We start from the raw sequence: 17,847 nt of genomic DNA, 5'->3' as shown, positions 1-17,847 counted from the left end.
TGGCGCGTCCGGGGTGGGCTACTGGTGGTAGCTGGACAGGAAGTTGCCCAGGCGCTCGATGGCCTTGGACAGGTCGCGCGCCCAGGGCAGCGTCACCACCCGCAGGTGGTCCGGGTTCGGCCAGTTGAACCCCGTGCCGTGCACCAGCAGGATCTTCTCCGCGACCAGCAGGTCGAGCACCAGCTTCTCGTCGTCGTGGATCTCGTGCACCTCCGGGTCCAGCCGGGGGAACGCGTACAGCGCGCCCGCCGGCTTCACGCAGCTCACCCCGGGGATCGAGTTCAGGCCCTCCCACGCGACGTCGCGCTGCTCGCGGAGTCGTCCGCCCGGCAGGATCAGCTCGGTGATCGACTGGTAGCCGCCCAGCGCCACCTGGATCGCGTTCTGCGCGGGCACGTTCGGGCACAGCCGCGTCGAGGCCAGCAGGGTGAGCCCCTCGAGGTAGCTCGCCGCGTGCGCCTTCGGCCCGGTGATGGCGACCCACCCCGCGCGGTACCCGGCCACGCGGTAGGCCTTGGACAGGCCGTTGAACGTCATGCAGAACAGGTCCGGGGCGACCGCGGCCAGCGACACGTGCTGCGCCTCGTCGTAGAGGATCTTGTCGTAGATCTCGTCGGCCATGAGCACCAGCGAGTGCCGCCGCGCCAGCTCGGCGATGCGCTCGAGCACCGGCCGGCTGTAGACCGCGCCCGTCGGGTTGTTCGGGTTGATGACGACGACGGCCTTGGTGCGCGGGGTGATCTTGGCCTCGAGGTCCTCGAGGTCCGGCTCCCAGCCCTGCGTCTCGTCGCACAGGTAGTGCACCGGGGTGCCGCCACCGAGGCTGACCGACGCCGTCCACAGCGGGTAGTCCGGCGCGGGCACCAGCACCTCGTCGCCCTCGTCGAGCATCGCCTGCAGCGCCATGGTGATCAGCTCGGAGACGCCGTTGCCGAGGTAGACGTCGTCGATGTCCAGCGCCGGGAACCCCGCCTGCAGCTGGTAGTGGTGCACCACGGCGCGGCGGGCGGGGGTGATGCCCTTAGAGTCGGAGTAGCCCTGCGCGGTGGGCAGCCCGGCGATCACGTCCTGCAGGATCTCGTCGGGGGCGTCGAAGCCGAACGGGGCCGGGTTGCCGATGTTCAGCTTGAGGATGCGGTGACCCTCGGCCTCCATCTGCGCTGCCCGGGCGTGCACCGGTCCCCGGATCTCGTAGAGCACGTTCCGCAGCTTGGCGGACTGCTCGAGCGTCTTCGGTTCGGTTCGCAGCTCGGTCACGACGCCCATGGTCGCACCCGCGTCGAGCCGGTTTCCCCCGTGGTGCCCGGTGCTCAGCCGAGGTGGACGTCGGCGCCGTAGCGCTGGAGGACCTTCGCGCGGAGCTCGGCGTCGTTGCGGGGGACGGGCTCGAGGAACACCTCGTCGACCTCGGCGATCCCGTCGTGCAGCTCGTTGTCCAGCCGCAGGCACGCCCGCTCAACCTCGGCGGCGTCGAGCCCGTCGACCAGGTCGATCCGCGCGCACACCAGCACCTTGTCGGTGCCCATGACCTGGGTGACGAGGTCGACGACGGCCTCCACCTCGGGCGCCGCCTGCAGCCGCTCGCGGACCTCGTCGACGACGAGCCGGTCGGCCTGCCTGCCGACGAGCAGGGCCTTGTTCGCGGTGCCCAGCAGGTAGGCGACGACGGCGAGCAGGCCCCCGATGAGCAGGGAGGCGATGCCGTCGTAGACCGCGGACCCGGTGAGCTGGTGCAGCCCGACGCCGACGAGGGCGATGACGAGGCCGGTCAGCGCGGCCGAGTCCTCGTAGAACACCGTCTTGACGGTGGGGTCGTCGCTGCCGCGCAGGTAGGCCAGCAGACCCTTCTCCTCGCCGCGGGCCTCGCTGCGCGCCTGCTTGAGCGCCTTGAGCCACGAGGTGCCCTCGAGCAGGAACGACACCCCCAGCACCGCGTAGGCGACCCACACCAGGGTCTGCTCCGCCTCCCCGCCGAGCAGGGAGCGCACCCCCTCGCCGACGGCGAACACCGCCCCGGAGATGAAGATCGACACCGCGGCGATGAGCGCCCAGAAGAACCGCTCCTTGCCGTAGCCCAGGGGGTGCAGCCGGTCGGCCGGCTTGTCGGAGCGGCGCAGCGCGGTGAGCAGCAGCACCTCGGTGACGGTGTCGGCCACGGAGTGCGCGGCCTCGGCGAGCATGGCGGCCGAGCCGGTGAGCAGGCCGGCGACGCCCTTGAGGACGGCGATGCCGAGGTTGGCGGCCCCGGCGACGAGGACGGTCGCCGTGGACTCCTCGTTGCCGTCGCCCTGCTCGGCCTGCTCGGTGCGGTCCGCGGTGCTGGTGCTCACCTGCGGGACCGTAAGCGGTCTGCGCGGTCGTTGCGGGACGAGACGGTCGCCGGCCCCGGCTGCGTCGGGCGGCACGGGCTGCACCGGATCGTCCTCGGGCGGCACCGGCTGCACCCGATCCGTGACTCCCGGCGGGTTCCCAAGGATCGGTCCGGATCCGGTGCACGAGGTGCCACCAGCACAGGCTGCGCCGGCCCGCCAGACCCCTGCACGCCCTGGGGACGTCCGTCCACAGGTGCCCGCACAGTGCCTCTGCGACGGTCGCGACCCGTCAGGGTCGGTTCGTGGACGTGTGGACGGTCGAGCAACTGGTGGCGGCGGGGCACTCACGCTCCACCATCTACCGGCGGTGCCGGGCGGGGACGTGGCGGCGGCTCCTGCCGGGCTTGGTTGCGACGGCGGACCCCGGCTTCGCGACGCTGTGCCGTGCCCTCGTCCTGTGGCAGCCCCGGGCCGTGCTGAGCCACCGCAGCGCCGCGCACCTGTGGGGCTTCCACGACGTCCCGCAAGTGGTGGAGGCGACCGTGTCCCGCACGGCGAACGTGCGGACCCCGCCCTGGCTGGTGCTGCACCGCCGGCTGCTCGACCCGTCCGCCGTGACGGAGCGGAACGGGTTCCGGGTGGTCACCCGCGACCGCGCAGTGCTCGACTGCCAGACCGTCCTCACCCCCGACGACGCCGACCGGTTGACCGACTCCGCGGTGGCCGTCTTCCTCGGTCCGCGCACCTTGGCGGCGGGGTGCGAGCGGGACGCCGGCGTGGCCGGGGTGGTCGCGGCCCGGCGCCAGGTCCGGCACGCGGCGGTGGGAGCGCGCTCCGAGGCGGAGCGGCGGGTGGCCCGGGCCCTGGCGGCGCGGGGGTGGCCGATGGCGGCGAACCGCTCGGTGCTCGGCTGGGTGTGCGACTTCGTCGACGAGCTGGCGAAGGTGGTGGTCGAGATCGACGGCCGCGAGGTGCACTCCGAGCCCCGGGTGTTCCGGGAGGAGCGGCGGCGCCACAACGCCATCACCGCAGCGGGCTGGCACGTCCAGCGCTACGCCGGCCATGACGCGATGGTCGACCCGGACGGGGTCGCCGCCGAGGTGATCGAGCTGTGCCGTCGCCGACGGGCCGCGCGCCGCTGATCCGTGCTGCACCGGATCCGCGACCGGGGATGGGTACCCACGCGCAGCCGCGGATCCGGTGCAGTGGCGGCCGGGCGGGCCGGATCGGGTGCAGCGACGGCCAGGTCAGCCGGAGACGAGGACGACGTCGAGGGTGCGGGGGCCGTGCACGCCCTCGACCCGGTTCAGCTCGATGTCGCTGGTCGCACTGGGCCCGGAGATGAACGTGGTCGGCCGCAGCGGGTCGAGCCGCGCGACGGCCTCGGGCACGGAGTCGACCACCTGCTCGGCCCGGACCACGCACACGTGGTGGTCAGGCACCAGGGTCAGCGCGCGGCGCCCCTGGTCGGGCGAGGCGTCGAGCACGATCGTCCCCGTCAGCGCGATGGCGGTGGCGCACCCGGTGACGACCGCGTCCACCCCGTCCAGGGCGGCGGTGTCCAGCTGGCCGGCGTCGCGGACCACCTCGCAGCCGACGTCGGCCGTCCACGCCTCGTCCAGCCCGGGCGGCACCGCGACCCGGGTGTGCCGGGCCACCAGACCGGCCACGGCGGCGGCTACCCCGTCGGGCCCGACGCGGTGCACGGTGGCCTGGTAGTCGGCCACCGTCTCGGCGAGCCGGTCGACGACCTCGGCCGAACCCGGGGCGTGGTCGGCGGCGTGGCGGTAGTCGCGGGGGACGGCCGGGGCGGGTGCGGACCCGTCGAGGGCGGAGCGGATGCGGCGCAGCACCTCCTCTCGCGCGGAGCCGGTGCGGGCGCTCACGACCGGCCCCCGCCCTCGCGGACCCACCAGTCCCGGAAGGTCTCGGGCGGGGGCTCGGGGACGTCACGGTCCCGGGTCCACAGCGACGCCGGCCACGGCAGCCGACGGATGCGCCCGCCGCGGGAGAGCAGCCGACCCGCGCGCAGCCCCCGCTCGGCGAGCCCGAAGCGTCGGGCCCCGGACATCACCCAGCTCATCGCCCGCATGCCCAGCTGCAGACCGCCGGGCACCCCGCCGCGGTCGGCGTCGACGGCCTCCGCGCGCAGGTGCACCAGCATGGAGGGGATGTCGATGCGCACCGGGCACGCGTCGAAGCACGCCCCGCACAGGGTGGAGGCGAACGGCAGCGACGCGTTGGGGTCGTCGTGCCCCGTCATCCCGGTCATCATCGGGCTCAGCACCGCCCCGATCGGCCCGGGGTAGGTGGAGCCGTACGCGTGCCCGCCCGCGCGCTCGTAGACCGGGCACACGTTCAGGCAGGCCGAGCACCGGATGCAGTGCAGCGCAGACCGTCCCACCTCGTCGGCCAGCACCGCGGTGCGGCCGTTGTCCAGCAACACCAGGTGGAACGCCTGCGGGCCGTCGCCGGGGGTCACCCCCGCCCACGTCGAGGTGTACGGGTTCATCCGCTCCCCGGTCGAGGAGCGCGGCAGCAGCTGCAGGAACACCTCGAGGTCGGACCACGTCGGCACGAGCTTCTCGATGCCCATCACGGTGATCAGCGTCTCCGGCAGGGTCAGGCACATCCGGCCGTTGCCCTCGGACTCGACGACGCTGAGCGTCCCGGTGTCGGCGACGGCGAAGTTCGCCCCCGAGATGGCCACCTTGGCGGCGAGGAACTTGGCGCGCAGGTGCGCCCGCGCGGCCATGGCCAGCACGCGGGGCTCGTCGGTCAGCTCCGGGTCCACCCCGGGCATCTCGGCGCGGAACAGGTCGCGGATCTCGGTGCGGTTCTTGTGGATCGCGGGCACCAGGATGTGGCTGGGCTTGTCGTCACCCAGCTGGACGATGAGCTCGGCCAGGTCGGTCTCGGTGGCGTGGATGCCCGCGGCCTCGAGGGCCTCGTTGAGCCCGATCTCCTGGGTGGCCATCGACTTGACCTTGACCACCTCGGTCTCCCCGGTGGCGCGGACCAGCTCGGTGACGATCGCGTTGGCCTCGGCCGCGTCCCGGGCCCAGTGGACCACCCCTCCGCGGGCGGTGACCTGCTCCTCGAGCTGGACGAGCAGCTCGGGCAGCCGGGCCATGACGTCGGCCTTGATCGCCGAGCCGGCCAGCCGCAGCTCCTCCCAGTCGGGGAGCTCCTGGACGACCTTGAGCCGCTTCGCGCGGATGGTCGTCGTCGCCCCGCCCAGGTTGGCGCGCAGCTGGGCGTCCTGCAGCGAGGTGTGCGCGAACTCGGGGAACGACACGTCGCCGCGGAGGTGGCCGACGCCCGCGGGGGCGACGACGGGGCTGCCCAGGAACGTCGTCATGCCGACACCTGCACCCGGGCCGCGCGCGGCTGCCACGGTGTCTCCCGCGTGCTGGCCAGCACCTCGGCCAGGTGCACGGTGGCCACGTCGCTGCCGCCGCGGCTCAGGCCGCCGCCGATGTGCATGAGGCACGACGAGTCGCCCGCGGTGCACACGGCCGCGCCGGTGGCGTGCACGTCGTCGATCTTGTCGGCCAGCATCGCCGCCGAGGTGTCGGCGTTCTTCACCGAGAAGGTGCCGCCGAAGCCGCAGCAGCTCTCGGCGCGGGGCAGCTCGACCAGGTCGAGGCCGTCGACCGCGCGCAGCAGGGTGGCCGGCTTGTCGCCCACCCGCAGCAGCCGCAGCGAGTGGCAGGTGGGGTGGTAGGTGACGCGGTGGGGGAAGTACGCGCCGACGTCGGTCACCCCGAGGACGTCGACGAGCAGCTCGGAGAGCTCGTAGGTGCGCCCGGCCAGCTCCTCCGCGCGGGTGGCCAGGGCCTCGTCGCCGAAGCGGCGGGCGACCATGGCGTGCTGGTGGCGGACGGAGCCGACGCAGGACCCGGACGGGGCGACCGCGACGTCGAAGTCGTCCGCGGAGAACGCGTCGACGTGGTGGCGCACCAGCGGCAGCGCCTCGCGGAGGTAGCCGGTGTTGGTGTGCATCTGGCCGCAGCACGTCTGGTCGGCGGGGAACACGACCTCGTGGCCGAGCCGGCGGAGCAGGTGCACGGTGGCCTTGGCCGAGGCGGGGAACAGCCCGTCGGCCAGGCAGGTGACGAACAGCGCGATCTTCACCCGCCCACTGTGCGCTGCGCCACCGACCCCGTCCACCCAGGGGGGCCGCGTCCGCGGTGATCGCGCGATGTGGGCGAAGCGCGGCCGCCGGGGCCCGGGAACCGCGCGATGTGGGCGAAGCGCGGCCGACGGGCCCCGGGGACCGCGCGATGTGGGCGAAACGCGGGGGAGGGCCGACGACGAGCGGCGCCGGACGGGCGACCCGGGGCCGACCGCCCGACGCCGCCGTCGGGGTGCTGCGAGGACTACTCGGCGGAGGGCTTGCCCGCCTTGTCCGTGCTCACGGTGCCGGTACTCGTCGAGTCCGAGCTCGACGTGTCCGTGCCGTCGTGCGTGCCCGAGGGCACCTCGTCGGCGGGGGTGTCGGCCGGGTGGTCGGTCTGCTGGCCGCCCAGGTCGTCGTCCTGCTCGGGCAACGTGGCCCCGGTCGACGCGTCGTCGGTCGACACCATGGCCTTCGTGTCCCCGGACGGGGCGAAGTCACTGGCCCCGGCCGGCTGGGTCACGGTCCGCTTCACCGACGCCAGCAGCAGCTGGGCGATGTCGACGACCTCGACCTCCTCGGCCGCCGCGCCGGAGTCCTGCCGCGCGGTGAGCCCGTCGGTGAGCATCACGCGGCAGAACGGGCACCCGGTGGCGATCTTCTTGGGGTTGGTCGACAGCGCCTCGTCCATCCGCTCGAGGTTGATGCGCTTGCCGATCTTCTCCTCCATCCACATCCGGGCCCCACCCGCGCCGCAGCAGAGGGAGCGCTCGGCGTGCCGAGGCATCTCCTTCAGCGCCGCCCCCGAGGCCCCGATGAGCTCGCGCGGGGCGTCGTAGACCTTGTTGTGCCGGCCCAGGTAGCAGGGGTCGTGGTAGGTGACGTCCTGGTCGACCGGCGCCACCGGCACCAGCTTCTTGTCCCGCACCAGGCGGTTGAGCAGCTGGCTGTGGTGGACCACGTCGTAGTCGCCGCCGACCTGCGGGTACTCGTTGCTCAGCGCGTTGAAGCAGTGGGCGCAGGTGACGACGATCTTGCGCTTGCCCTTCTCCACGCCCTCGAACACCGTGTTGATGACCTCGACGTTCTGCTGGGCGAGCTGCTGGAACAGGAACTCGTTGCCCGCGCGCCGCGCCGGGTCACCGGTGCAGGTCTCCTCCGCGCCGAGCACTGTGTACGTCACGCCCGCGGTGTGCAGCAGCTCCGCGACGGCCTTGGTCGTCTTCTTGGCGCGGTCCTCGAAGGCCCCGGCGCAGCCGACCCAGAACAGGTACTCCGCGTCGCCCATCTCGCCGTCGAACACGGGCACCTCGAAGTCGAGGTCCTCGGTCCAGGACAGCCGATCCTTGGCGTTCTGGCCCCAGGGGTTGCCCTTGTTCTCCAGGTTCTTGAACAGCCCGCCGAGCTCGGTGGGGAACTCCGACTCGATGAGCACCTGGTAGCGGCGCATGTCGACGATGTGGTCGACGTGCTCGATGTCGACGGGGCACTGCTCGACGCACGCGCCGCAGGTGGTGCAGCTCCACAGCACCTCGGGGTCGATGACGCCGCCCTCGACGGCCTCCGCGATCAGGGCGCGCTCGGCCTCCTCGCGGGCGGCCTGCGGGACGGCGTCCAGCCTGGCCTGGTCGGGCTTGCCGTCGGCGTCGACGAGGCCGACCTCGTCGCCGGCCATGTCGGTCTTCCCGCCCGCCAGCAGGTACGGCGCCTTGGCGTAGGCGTGGTTGCGCAGCGAGGTGATGAGCAGCTTCGGGCTCAGCGGCTTGCCGGTGTTCCAGGCGGGGCACTGGCTCTGGCAGCGGCCGCACTCGGTGCAGGTGGTGAAGTCGAGCCAGCCCTTCCAGGTGAAGTCCTCGACCTTGCCGGCGCCGAAGGTGTCGGTGTCCGGGTCCGCCTCCTCGAAGTCGAGGTCCTTGCCGCCGGACATCATCGGCCGCAGCGCGCCGAGCGCGGTGGAGCCGTCCTGCTCGCGCTTGAAGTAGATGTTGAAGAAGGCGGAGAAGCGGTGCCAGGCCACACCCATGGTCAGCGCACGACCGACGATGAGCAGCCACACCATGCCGGAGACGAGCTTCACGAAGGCGAAGATCGAGACCATCACGGCGCTCGCCGGGAGCAGCGCGGACAGCGGCTGGGTGACGAACGAGGCCCAGTAGGGCAGCTCCTCGATGCCGGTGGAGAGCTTGCCGGCCTTGACGAACACGACGCCGAGGCCCTCGATGAGGACGACGGCCTCGACGAAGTAGGCCTGCCGGAAGTTCGAGCCCGCGAAGCGGGAGACCCGGTCGGCCCGGCGCGGGTGGTTGCGCTGGCGGATGGCGATGAGGACGAGGGCGCCGACGACGGTGCCGACCCCGAGGATCTCCATGACCAGCTGCCACACGGCGGTCGCGCCGAAGACGGGCCAGTGGAAGTTCGGGTTGAACGTCTCGCCGTAGGCCTCGAACCAGGCCAGCGACCCGATGAGGAAGCCCCACATGACGAACCAGTGGGCGTAGCCGACGGAGCGGATGCGGTTCATCCGGGCGTGGGAGACGAACTCCACCGCCATCTGGCGCAGCCGCGGCACGAACGGGCCGTTGCGGGTGGGGTCGGGCTGGCCGATCCGGATGATCTTGACCATCCGGGCCACGCCGGTGCCGAACGCGTACCAGCACACCAGGCTGAACAGGACGCCGATCGTGCCGATCGTGTACGTCAGTCCTGCGGGGTAGTTGACGGGCATCTACCGAGCCTTCCTCGTCCTGGCGCGGTCGTCCGCGCGCAGCGCCGGCCCTCCAGCGGCCCGGGGACCGTGATGTTACCCGTCGGTAACTACGGCTCGTCCGCCGGTCAGCGCCGGGATCGCCGACGCGGGCCGAACGCCTGCATTAGAGCACCCCCGACCGACGGTGGCCGTCTGCCCGGACGGGCCCGCCTAGCTGTCGTGACCCAGCACGTTGCTGACGGTCATGCGGCCTGCAGGCGGCTGATGGGTGGGTGTCCGCCGAGGGCGGTGTGGGCGCGGGTGGTGTTGTAGCTGGTGACCCAGGGTGCGAGGGCGTTGAGGCGTTCGGTGTTGCTGGTCCAGGGTCGGGCGTAGGCGAACTCGGTGAGCAGGGTGCGGTTGAGTCGTTCGGCCTTGCCGTTGGTCCAGGGGCAGCCGGGCTTGGTGAAGCGGCGGCGGATGCCCAGGGCGGTGCAGACCGCGGACCAGCAGGACCCGATCCGGTAGACCTTGGCGTTGTCGGTCAGCACCCGCAGCACGACCACTCCGTGGTCGCGGAACCAGGCCACGGCGCGGTGCAGGAACCCGGCGGCGGTGAGGTCGCGCTCGTCGGGCAGCGCCTCGACGTAGGCCAGGCGGGTGTGGTCGTCGACGGCGACGTGGAGGTAGTCATAGCCCAGCGGCACCTTCTTGTGCCGGTGTGCGACGGTGGCGTCGCGGCCGCGGGCGCGCCACCCCCCACCTGCGGGAACCCGGCCCAGCTTCTTCACATCGACGTGCAGCAGGTCCCCCGGGTGGGGCCGTTCGTAACGGATCCCGGAGTGCCGACGGCGCACCGGCTCGCCGGTGATCGGGTCGGTCGCCGCGAGCGGGGCCACCTCGTGGCGGGTCAGGATCCGGCCCACCGTGGAGGCGACGAGACCCAGCTCGGCGGCGAGGAACACCGGTCCCCGCCGCGCGGTGGCCCGCAGCGCGAGTACCCGGGTCTCGACGTCGTCCGAGGTCCGCGACGGGCTGGTGTGCGGGCGCGAGGATCGGTCCAGCAGGCCGGCTCGACCTTCCTCCCGGAACCGGCGCAGCCACTTGTAGACGGTGTCTCGGGACACCCCGAGCTGCTCGGCGATCCGCGCCGCCGGCCACCCAGCGGCCGACCGCTCGACGATCAGCTCACGGGCGTAGGGCGTTGTACGGGCATTACGGTGCGACATCGAGGACCTCCGGTGCATGGGATGAGTGCGTCAGACACACCCACCTCGCCCGGAGGTCCTCCTCAGATCAAGCCGACCCGCCGTCGACAACCTCCTGAGTCACGACACCTAGCCGTCCCCGGCGGCGACCGTCGCGCGCAGCAGCGCCAGCAGCTCCGACCGGGACCCGGCGCCCAGCCGTCGGCGCATCCGTGCGACGTGGTGCTCCACCGTCTTGGCCGAGATGAACAGGCGTCCGCCGATGTCCTTGTAGGTGAGCCCCTGCACCAGCAGCACGGCCACCTCCTGCTCGCGCTCGCTCAGCGCCGTGCCCGTGGCGTCGTCGGGGTGGCCGGACGCGGGCTCGGAGCCGGGGGTCAGCCGTCGGGCCACCTGCAGCAGCTCGGCGGCCACCCGGGTGTCGGCGGCCGCGAGCGCCGCCTGCCCGGCCAGGCGTGCGCCGTCCCAGGCGAGCCCGAACCGCGCGAGCGCCCGGGCCGCCGCGGCGACCTCCTCGCCGTCGACGCGTCCGACGAGCACCCGTAGCCACGCCTGGCCGCCCATCGCGAGGGCGGCGGCGTAGGGGCTGTGGTGGGAGGCGGCCGAGAGGGCGGCGGCGTGCGGCCGCAGCAGGGCGGGGTCCTGCTCGAGGATCGCGGCGTGCACGCCCGACCAGTGCAGCGCCGACGACCACAGCACGGGCTCGCCCAGCCGCCGCAGGAGGTCGGCTCCCTCCTCGACGAGACCCACCAGCCGCGCCGAGTCCTGCAGCCGGGCCGCGGCGACCCACAGCTCGCCGAGGGGGAGCAGCGTGAACAGGTCCGGCGTCAGCTCGTCGAGGACCTCCCCGGTGCGCGACCAGGCGGCGCGGAGGCCGACGAGGTCACCCCGGCGCCGCGCCAGGCCCACGTCGAGCGCACGCAGGAACAGGGCGTCGCGGACCGCCGGGCTGCCGACCGCGACGCCCTGCTCGCGCAGCTCGTCGGCCCCGGCGAGGTCCCCGCGCAGCATGGCGGTCCACCCCAGCAGGGCGAGGTGGTGCGCCCGCCGCGGCCCCCGCGACGCCGCGTCGGAGACGGCTCGCCGCAGGACCACCTCGGCCCGGTCCAGGTCTCCGGCGTGCAGGGCGGCCAGCGCCGCGACCGCCGCGCCGGAGACCGGGGTAGGGGCGGGGTCGGGCGGGTGCAGCAGCGTCGCGGCCCGGGACAGGGTGGTGAGCGCCTGGGCCCAGGACGGGCCGAGCGAGAGCTCGAGGCCCTCGGCCAGCAGCGCGAGGCCCGCGGACCTCGCGGTCGGCGCCCCGCTCGAGGTGGCCGCCGCCATCTCCGCGGCCCCGTGCGGGTCGCCGGCGCCCCACAGCACCGTCGCCGCGAGCGGGGCCTGCGTGCCGGCACGTGCCGGGCCCAGGTAGCGGTAGAGGGCCGCGGCGTGCCGCGGCATGCCGCGCAGCACCGACACCGTCGCCCCCACCCTGACCAGTGCGGCGAGCTCGTCGTCGGCGACGCGGTCCCACGCGGCGTCGACGATGGCCAGCGCGGACCCCAGGTCGCCGGCCCGCAGGGCGGCGTCCGCCCGGCGCACCGCGAGGGTGCCGTCGTCGGCGCCGGCCTGGACCGCGGCGGTGTGGAGGTCGGCAGCGCGGGCGGGATCGGTGGCCGTCACCGCGTCCGCCTCCTCGACGAGGCGCGCGGCGAGGCGGGGGTCCCGCAGGCCGGCCGCGGCGAGCCGCTGGGCCAGGGCGGGCCCGAGGGTGCCCCGCCGCAGCTCGGCCTCGAGCACCGCCCACCGGACGTCGTGCAGGGCCGTCGTGCCCGCCTCTGCCTCGACCGCGACCGCCACCTCGGGGCGCAGCCGGTCCCCGGTGGAGAGCAGTCCGGCCGCACGCGCGGACCCGACGAGCTCCCTCGCGCGGTCCGTCCCGCACCCCAGCACCAGCTCGGCGGTGTCGGCGTCGACCCCGTCCCGCACCAGGGCCACCACGAGCAGCCGCACCAGGTCGGCCGGCGCCGCCGCGACCGTCTCGGCCGCCGACCAGCGGTCGCGGCCCTGGTCCACACCCGGTGCCCGGACGGTGTCGTCCGGAGCTCGGCGACGCACCGACCCCGGCGCGGGGTGGTGCTCGTCGACGTCCTGCCGCGGCACCAGTCAGGACACCGCGCCGTCGGCGACCGCCGGACCGGGGTCCTGGGTGTCCGGGGGCGGCTCCGCGGGGGGCGTGGTGACGACCGGCTCCGGGGTCGGCGCGACGGAGCTGGGTGCGCCACCCCCGCTGGTGCCGCCCGTGGTCGTGCCCCCGCTCCCCCCACCCCCGGTCGTGCCACCCCCGGTCGTGCCACCGCCGGTCGTGCTCCCACCGGTGCCGCCGCTCGTGCTGCCACCGGTGCCGCCGCCGGTGCCCCCGGTGGTCCGGGACGGGACCCCCGCGGAACCCCCGGACGTGCCCGCACCGGCGGCGGGTGCCGTCCCCGGCGCTGCCGGGCCGGGGACCGCGGCGGACCCCGCCACGGCGTCGGGGCGGGCGGACGGACCCGACGTGGTCGGGGTCGCCCGGCTCGACCCGGGGGAGCTGACGGGCAGCTTGAGCGCGGCGGACCCCGCCTCCACGCCGGCCGACGTCGACGCCACCGTGGGACTACCGCGCCCGGCGGAGGTGCCGGCGCCGCGGTCCTGCGGGGCGCCGGACGTCGCGCTCGTCGTCGGCTTCGACGGCGCGGGGTCCCCGCGGTGCGAGAGCTGAACGGCCCCGAGGCTGACCGCGCTGACGACGACGGCCGTGACGAGGAGCCGGGAGGCGACGCGGTCCCGACGCCGGCTGCGGGGGGCGCGGGGCGCCGGCCGCGCGAACACCGGTCGCGTCGGCCCCGGGAGCTCCGCGCCGGCGAGCACCAGGGGCGCCGGCGTGGCCACGTCCTCGACGGGCTCCACCGGGGCGGCTGCGGCGCCGAGGAGGGCCGCACCTCCCGCTGCCGCCGCGCCGGGGGACGGCTCGCTGCGCACCGCGACCCCCAGCAGGGCCGAGAGCTGCTCCGCGACGAGCCCGGACGGCAGGACACCGGTCACCACGACGTGGTCGAGGTCGGTCGGGGAGAGCCCGGCGGCGTCGAGCAGGTCGAGCGCGTCGTCGGCGAGGGCCCGCGCCCCGGGCGCCAGCAGCGCCTCGACCTCGGCTCGGACCAGCCGGACCACGGTCGCGGTACCGGGCAGCGCGACGGGCACCGCGGTCTCCGTGTCCTCCGCGAGGTCGTGCACGGCCCGCGTGCAGTCCTCCCGGAGCCGGCGCAGCGGTGCGTGCAGCGCGGACGAGCGCAGCAGGGACCGGTCGAGCCCCGGGACCCCGTCCAGCACGTGGTGCAGCACGAGGTGCTCGAGCGACTCGCCGGTGGCGTGCGTGCCGGTCCGCACGTGCACCGGCGCCGGCACGACGGGGCTGTCACGCAGCGTCACCGAGCTGCACCGCGTGCCGAGCTCCACGACGAGGGTGCCCCGGCCGTCCCCGGACCTGGGGTGCTGCTCGGCGAGCCACGCGGAGACCGCGTCGGACGCGCGCACGAGCCGCACCGGCTCGGCGACGCGGAGGCGGATCTCCTCGTGCACGACCTCCTGCGCACGCGCGGTCCAGGCGTCCGGGTGGGCGACGACGAGCGGGCCGGCCGGGAGGACCCCGCTCGCGAGCAGCTCGGCGAGCTGGACGTGCACCGGACGGCCGTCGGCGGTCGGCACCGGGTCCCCGGCGCGGTCGAGGACGTCCAGGTAGTCCGCGACGCGGACACCACCGACAGTGACGAAATAAGTTGCGGGCAACCGGGTTGACGGCTCATCCAGCCGGGACGCCGGAGGGGTGGCGGCGGTCGTGACGACAGCACTCGTCGTGAGATCGACACCGACCGAGTTGCCCACCCCTGCTCCATTCGTGTCGTCGACGTCGGCACCGGGCCGAGCCGTGACCACTGGCAGCGACCGTAGCGGAGAACTGTCACGCGGACGCAACAATTCTTGAACTGATCTTGACCGGGGCCTTTCCCCTATCGGGGGCCGATCCCCCACTCCCGACCCCGGACCGTTGGGGGGTCCAGGAGGGGAGTGCTCCCCGTTCCCCCGCCGTGACGGCAGCCCTACCTTTCGTCACGACCACACCGTCCGGGGTGGGCACCCGCTCTGCGACCCAGGAGACCGTCCGATGGCAACCACGGCCAGCTCGCTGCTCAACTTCATCCTCGGCCTGCTCCGCGACCCGCAGGCGGCCGCGGCCTTCCAGGCCAACCCCGACGCGGTCCTCGCCTCGGCCGGCTTCTCCGGGCTCACGTGCGCCGACGTCGACGCCGTCGCCCCGATGATCGCCGACTACGCACCCGTCCACGCGAACTCCGTCGGCGGCCTGTCCGGGCTCGCCTCCGCCCCGGCCTACCGCGCCCCCGCCGCGGCGACGAGCTCGTCGGGCTCGTCCGGGTCCGCGGCCCCGGCCGCCTCCCACTCCGCGGCCCCGGCCGCCGAGGCCGACCACACCGCGGCCGTCGGCCAGCTGCAGGTGGTCCTGCAGAACTACCAGAGCTGGGACCTCGACCTGCCCATCACGGTCGGGATCGACAACCACGCCATCGACAACTCGACCAGCTCGAACGTGTGGGCCCTGGGCGACGTGCAGCAGGCCTTCGACAACCACGCCGTGACCACCACCGGTGACGGTGCCGTGGGCGTCGGCTCCGGCGCCACGGTCAACGGTCCCGTCGTGACCGGCGACGGTGCGGTCGGCGCCGGCGGCGACATCACGGGCAACGTCGCCACGGGCGACGGCAACACCCAGGTCAACGGGCCCAACAACGGAGTCATCGGGTCCGGCACCAACGTCAACGGCGACGTCAACGGCGCGGTCGGCGACGGGAACACGGTCGTCGAGGGGCCGGTCAACGGCGCGGTGGGTGACGGCAACACGGTCATCGAGGGCGACAACCTGGGCGCGATCGGCGACGGCAACACCACCGTGCAGGGCGACGTCGGCGGCCCGCTGACGCAGGGCGACGGCAACCTCGTGGTCAACGGGCCGGCCGACGCGCCCATCACCACCGGCGACGGCAACACCGTGCTCGCCGGCGACGCCAACGCCCCCGTGGTGTCCGGTGACGGCGCGACCGTCGTGGACACCGACGGCGGCGACTCCCTGCTCGGCGACGGCAACGTCGCGACCGAGGGCGGCCAGGCCATCCTCGGTGACGGCAACGTGCTGACCGAGGGCGGCGACGCGCAGGTCGGCACCGGGAACACGAACTACCAGGGTGCGATCGACGCCCCGATCGTCTCCGGCGACGGAGCGGTCGTGGTCGACACCCCCGCCTTCAACGCGCCGCTGATCATCGGCAACGGCAACGCGGCGGTCGGGGGCACGGTCCCCGTCAACGCCCCGGTCTTCGCCGGCAGCGGCAACATGGTCGGCTCGAACATGGGGAACACGACCAACACCGACAACAGCAACAACTCGAACCAGGGCAACACGACCAACACCGACAACAGCAACAACTCGAACCAGGGCAACACGACCAACACCGACAACAGCAACAACTCGAACCAGGGCAACGACTACTCCGACAACCGTGACCAGTCGGACAACTCGAACCAGGGCAACACCACCGACTCCGGGAACACGACGAACACGGACAACAGCAACAACTCGAACCAGGGCAACACCACCGACTCCGGTAACACCGACAACCGGGGCGCCGGGGCGGACAACTCGGTCGACAACACGAACAACTCGAACCAGGGCAACGACTACAGCGACAACCGCGACCAGAGCGACAGCCGCGACCAGTCGGACAACTCGAACCAGGGCAACACCACGACGGCCGACTCGGGCAACACCCAGCTGAACAACTCGGGCAACACCACCGGCGACGTCAACTCGGGCAACGACAGCTCGGACAACAGCAACCAGGGCAACGACTACAGCGACAACCGCGACCAGAGCGACAGCCGCGACCAGTCGGACAACTCCAACCAGGGCAACACCACCACCGCGGACTCGGGCAACACCGCGAACACCGACAACAGCTCCACCGTCGGCGACGTCACCACCGACTCCGGCAACACCGACAACCGTGGTGCGGGCGCCGACAACTCGGTCGACAACAGCCAGGCCAACGACAACAGCGACAACTCGAACCAGGGCAACACCGCTGACTCGGGCAACACGGCGAACACCGACAACAGCTCCACGGTCGGCGACGTCACCACGGACTCCGGCAACACGGTGAACACCGACAACAGCCAGGCCAACGACAACTCGGTCGACAACAGCCAGGCCAACGACAACAGCAACAACTCGAACCAGGGCAACACCGCCGACTCGGGGAACACCGCCGGGGACACGAACTCCGGGAACACGGACTCGTCCGGCTCGGGCAACACCGCCACCGACAACCGTGGTGCGGGCGTCGACAACTCGAACCAGGGCAACGACAACAGCACGACCGGGGACGTGAACTCGGGCAACACCGACTCGTCGGGCTCGGGCAACACGGCGAACACCGACAACTCGGTCACCACCGACGCGAGCACGAACGACTCGGGCAACACCGGCGACATCGTGACCAACTCCGGCAACACCGCCGGCGACACCGTCTCGGACTCCGGCAACACCGCGAACACCGACAACAGCTCCACCGTCGGTGACGTCGACAACTCGCTGGACAACGTCGGCAACGACAACAGCGACAACCGGACCAACAACGGCAACACGCAGCCGGTGAACTCGGGCAACACGGCCAACACCGACGCGTCGACGTCGCTGATCCTGACGGACTCGCTCAACACCGACGCCAGCGTCACGCAGGGCGACATCCTCACGGGCAACGTGTTCGACAGCAACAACGGCAACCAGGCGAACGTCGGCAACGACCAGTCCACGGACAGCTCGCTGGACAACGTCGGCAACGACTACAGCGACAACTCGCTGGACAACGTCGGCAACGACAGCAGCGACAACTCGCTGACCAACGTCGGCAACGACAGCAGCGACAACTCGCTGGACAACGTCGGCAACGACAACAGCGACAACTCCCAGGAGAACCTGAACAACGACAACAGCGACAACAGCGACACCGTAGGCGACGGCAGCCTGTTCGCCGACGACGGTGGCCTGAACACCGGTGGCGACGCGCTGACCGACGTCGGAAACGACCAGTCCAGCGGCGACGAGTTGACCAACGTCGGCAACGACTACAGCTCGCAGGACGGCTCGGACAACTCGGTGGACTCCGGCGACCAGTTCGACGGCGACCAGAACAACATCGCCGGTGACTCGTTCGACGGGGACCAGAACAACGGCCTCATCCAGGCGGACATCAACGGTGACGTGAACGTCGACGCCACCATCGACCTCGGCGTCGGCCTCTGACCCGGTACCGCGATCCCGGTGCTCGTCCGGCCGGGACCTGATCGACCGGAGGGCCCCGCACGCGAACCCGCGTGCGGGGCCCTCCGCATCCCTATCCTGGTGCGGGCGGCGACGTGGCCGCCCCCCGAGCGCAG

At 73.0% G+C, this 17,847-nt stretch carries 11 protein-coding genes; 2 read left to right on the top strand and 9 right to left on the bottom strand.

What is annotated here, in order from left to right:
- Positions 1-18 precede the first annotated feature (18 nt).
- Complete coding sequence (locus ACYVOF_RS17335; RefSeq protein WP_460868680.1) at positions 19-1,257, bottom strand: pyridoxal phosphate-dependent aminotransferase; 1,239 nt, start codon at positions 1,255-1,257, stop codon at positions 19-21.
- Between the two features lie 53 nt (positions 1,258-1,310).
- On the bottom strand, positions 1,311-2,330 hold the full coding sequence (locus ACYVOF_RS17330; protein WP_460868678.1) for a cation diffusion facilitator family transporter: 1,020 nt from the start codon (positions 2,328-2,330) through the stop codon (positions 1,311-1,313).
- A gap of 284 nt (positions 2,331-2,614) precedes the next feature.
- On the opposite strand from ACYVOF_RS17330, the gene ACYVOF_RS17325 reads away from it, so the two are divergent.
- A complete protein-coding gene (locus tag ACYVOF_RS17325) occupies positions 2,615-3,454 on the top strand; it encodes a DUF559 domain-containing protein (protein ID WP_460868676.1) in 840 nt (279 codons plus the stop codon).
- A gap of 105 nt (positions 3,455-3,559) precedes the next feature.
- Here ACYVOF_RS17325 and ACYVOF_RS17320 read toward each other — a convergent pair whose 3' ends face one another.
- From ACYVOF_RS17320 to ACYVOF_RS17290, 7 genes are all read right to left on the bottom strand, one after another.
- Entirely contained in the window at positions 3,560-4,198 is a 639-nt protein-coding gene (locus ACYVOF_RS17320) for a LutC/YkgG family protein (protein ID WP_460868674.1), read from the bottom strand.
- On the bottom strand, positions 4,195-5,673 hold the full coding sequence (locus ACYVOF_RS17315; RefSeq protein WP_460868672.1) for a LutB/LldF family L-lactate oxidation iron-sulfur protein: 1,479 nt from the start codon (positions 5,671-5,673) through the stop codon (positions 4,195-4,197). Before ACYVOF_RS17315 ends, ACYVOF_RS17320 begins: the two co-directional genes overlap by 4 nt.
- Positions 5,670-6,449, bottom strand: a complete 780-nt coding sequence (locus ACYVOF_RS17310) for a (Fe-S)-binding protein (RefSeq protein ID WP_460868670.1) — start codon at positions 6,447-6,449, stop codon at positions 5,670-5,672. Before ACYVOF_RS17310 ends, ACYVOF_RS17315 begins: the two co-directional genes overlap by 4 nt.
- Positions 6,450-6,694: 245 nt before the next feature.
- Complete coding sequence (locus ACYVOF_RS17305; protein WP_460868668.1) at positions 6,695-9,157, bottom strand: (Fe-S)-binding protein; 2,463 nt, start codon at positions 9,155-9,157, stop codon at positions 6,695-6,697.
- A gap of 224 nt (positions 9,158-9,381) precedes the next feature.
- Positions 9,382-10,347 (bottom strand): IS481 family transposase, encoded by a 966-nt coding sequence (locus ACYVOF_RS17300; protein ID WP_460868666.1) that lies wholly within the window; start codon positions 10,345-10,347, stop codon positions 9,382-9,384.
- A 108-nt stretch (positions 10,348-10,455) separates the two neighbouring features.
- The gene (locus tag ACYVOF_RS17295) at positions 10,456-12,381 is read right to left on the bottom strand and encodes a LuxR C-terminal-related transcriptional regulator (protein WP_460868664.1); all 1,926 of its coding nucleotides are present in this window, start codon (positions 12,379-12,381) and stop codon (positions 10,456-10,458) included.
- Positions 12,382-12,471: 90 nt separating this feature from the next.
- Positions 12,472-14,127 (bottom strand): Hsp70 family protein, encoded by a 1,656-nt coding sequence (locus tag ACYVOF_RS17290; RefSeq protein WP_460868662.1) that lies wholly within the window; start codon positions 14,125-14,127, stop codon positions 12,472-12,474.
- 376 nt (positions 14,128-14,503) lie between these two features.
- Here ACYVOF_RS17290 and ACYVOF_RS17285 point away from each other — a divergent pair, with 376 nt between their 5' ends.
- On the top strand, positions 14,504-17,713 hold the full coding sequence (locus ACYVOF_RS17285; RefSeq protein ID WP_460868660.1) for an IniB N-terminal domain-containing protein: 3,210 nt from the start codon (positions 14,504-14,506) through the stop codon (positions 17,711-17,713).
- The last annotated feature ends 134 nt before the right edge of the window (positions 17,714-17,847 follow it).

This window comes from Rhodococcus aerolatus (genome assembly GCF_054783215.1).
Note: the sequence above shows the minus strand (reverse complement) of the source record. Positions and strands in the feature narration are given on the sequence as shown.

Coding starts and splice junctions, on each gene's coding strand:
- ACYVOF_RS17315 (WP_460868672.1), bottom strand. CDS start 5,673: ATGACGACGTTCCTGGGCAGCCCCGTCGTCGCCCCCGCGGGCGTCGGC.
- ACYVOF_RS17305 (WP_460868668.1), bottom strand. CDS start 9,157: ATGCCCGTCAACTACCCCGCAGGACTGACGTACACGATCGGCACGATC.
- ACYVOF_RS17300 (WP_460868666.1), bottom strand. CDS start 10,347: ATGTCGCACCGTAATGCCCGTACAACGCCCTACGCCCGTGAGCTGATC.
- ACYVOF_RS17285 (WP_460868660.1), top strand. CDS start 14,504: ATGGCAACCACGGCCAGCTCGCTGCTCAACTTCATCCTCGGCCTGCTC.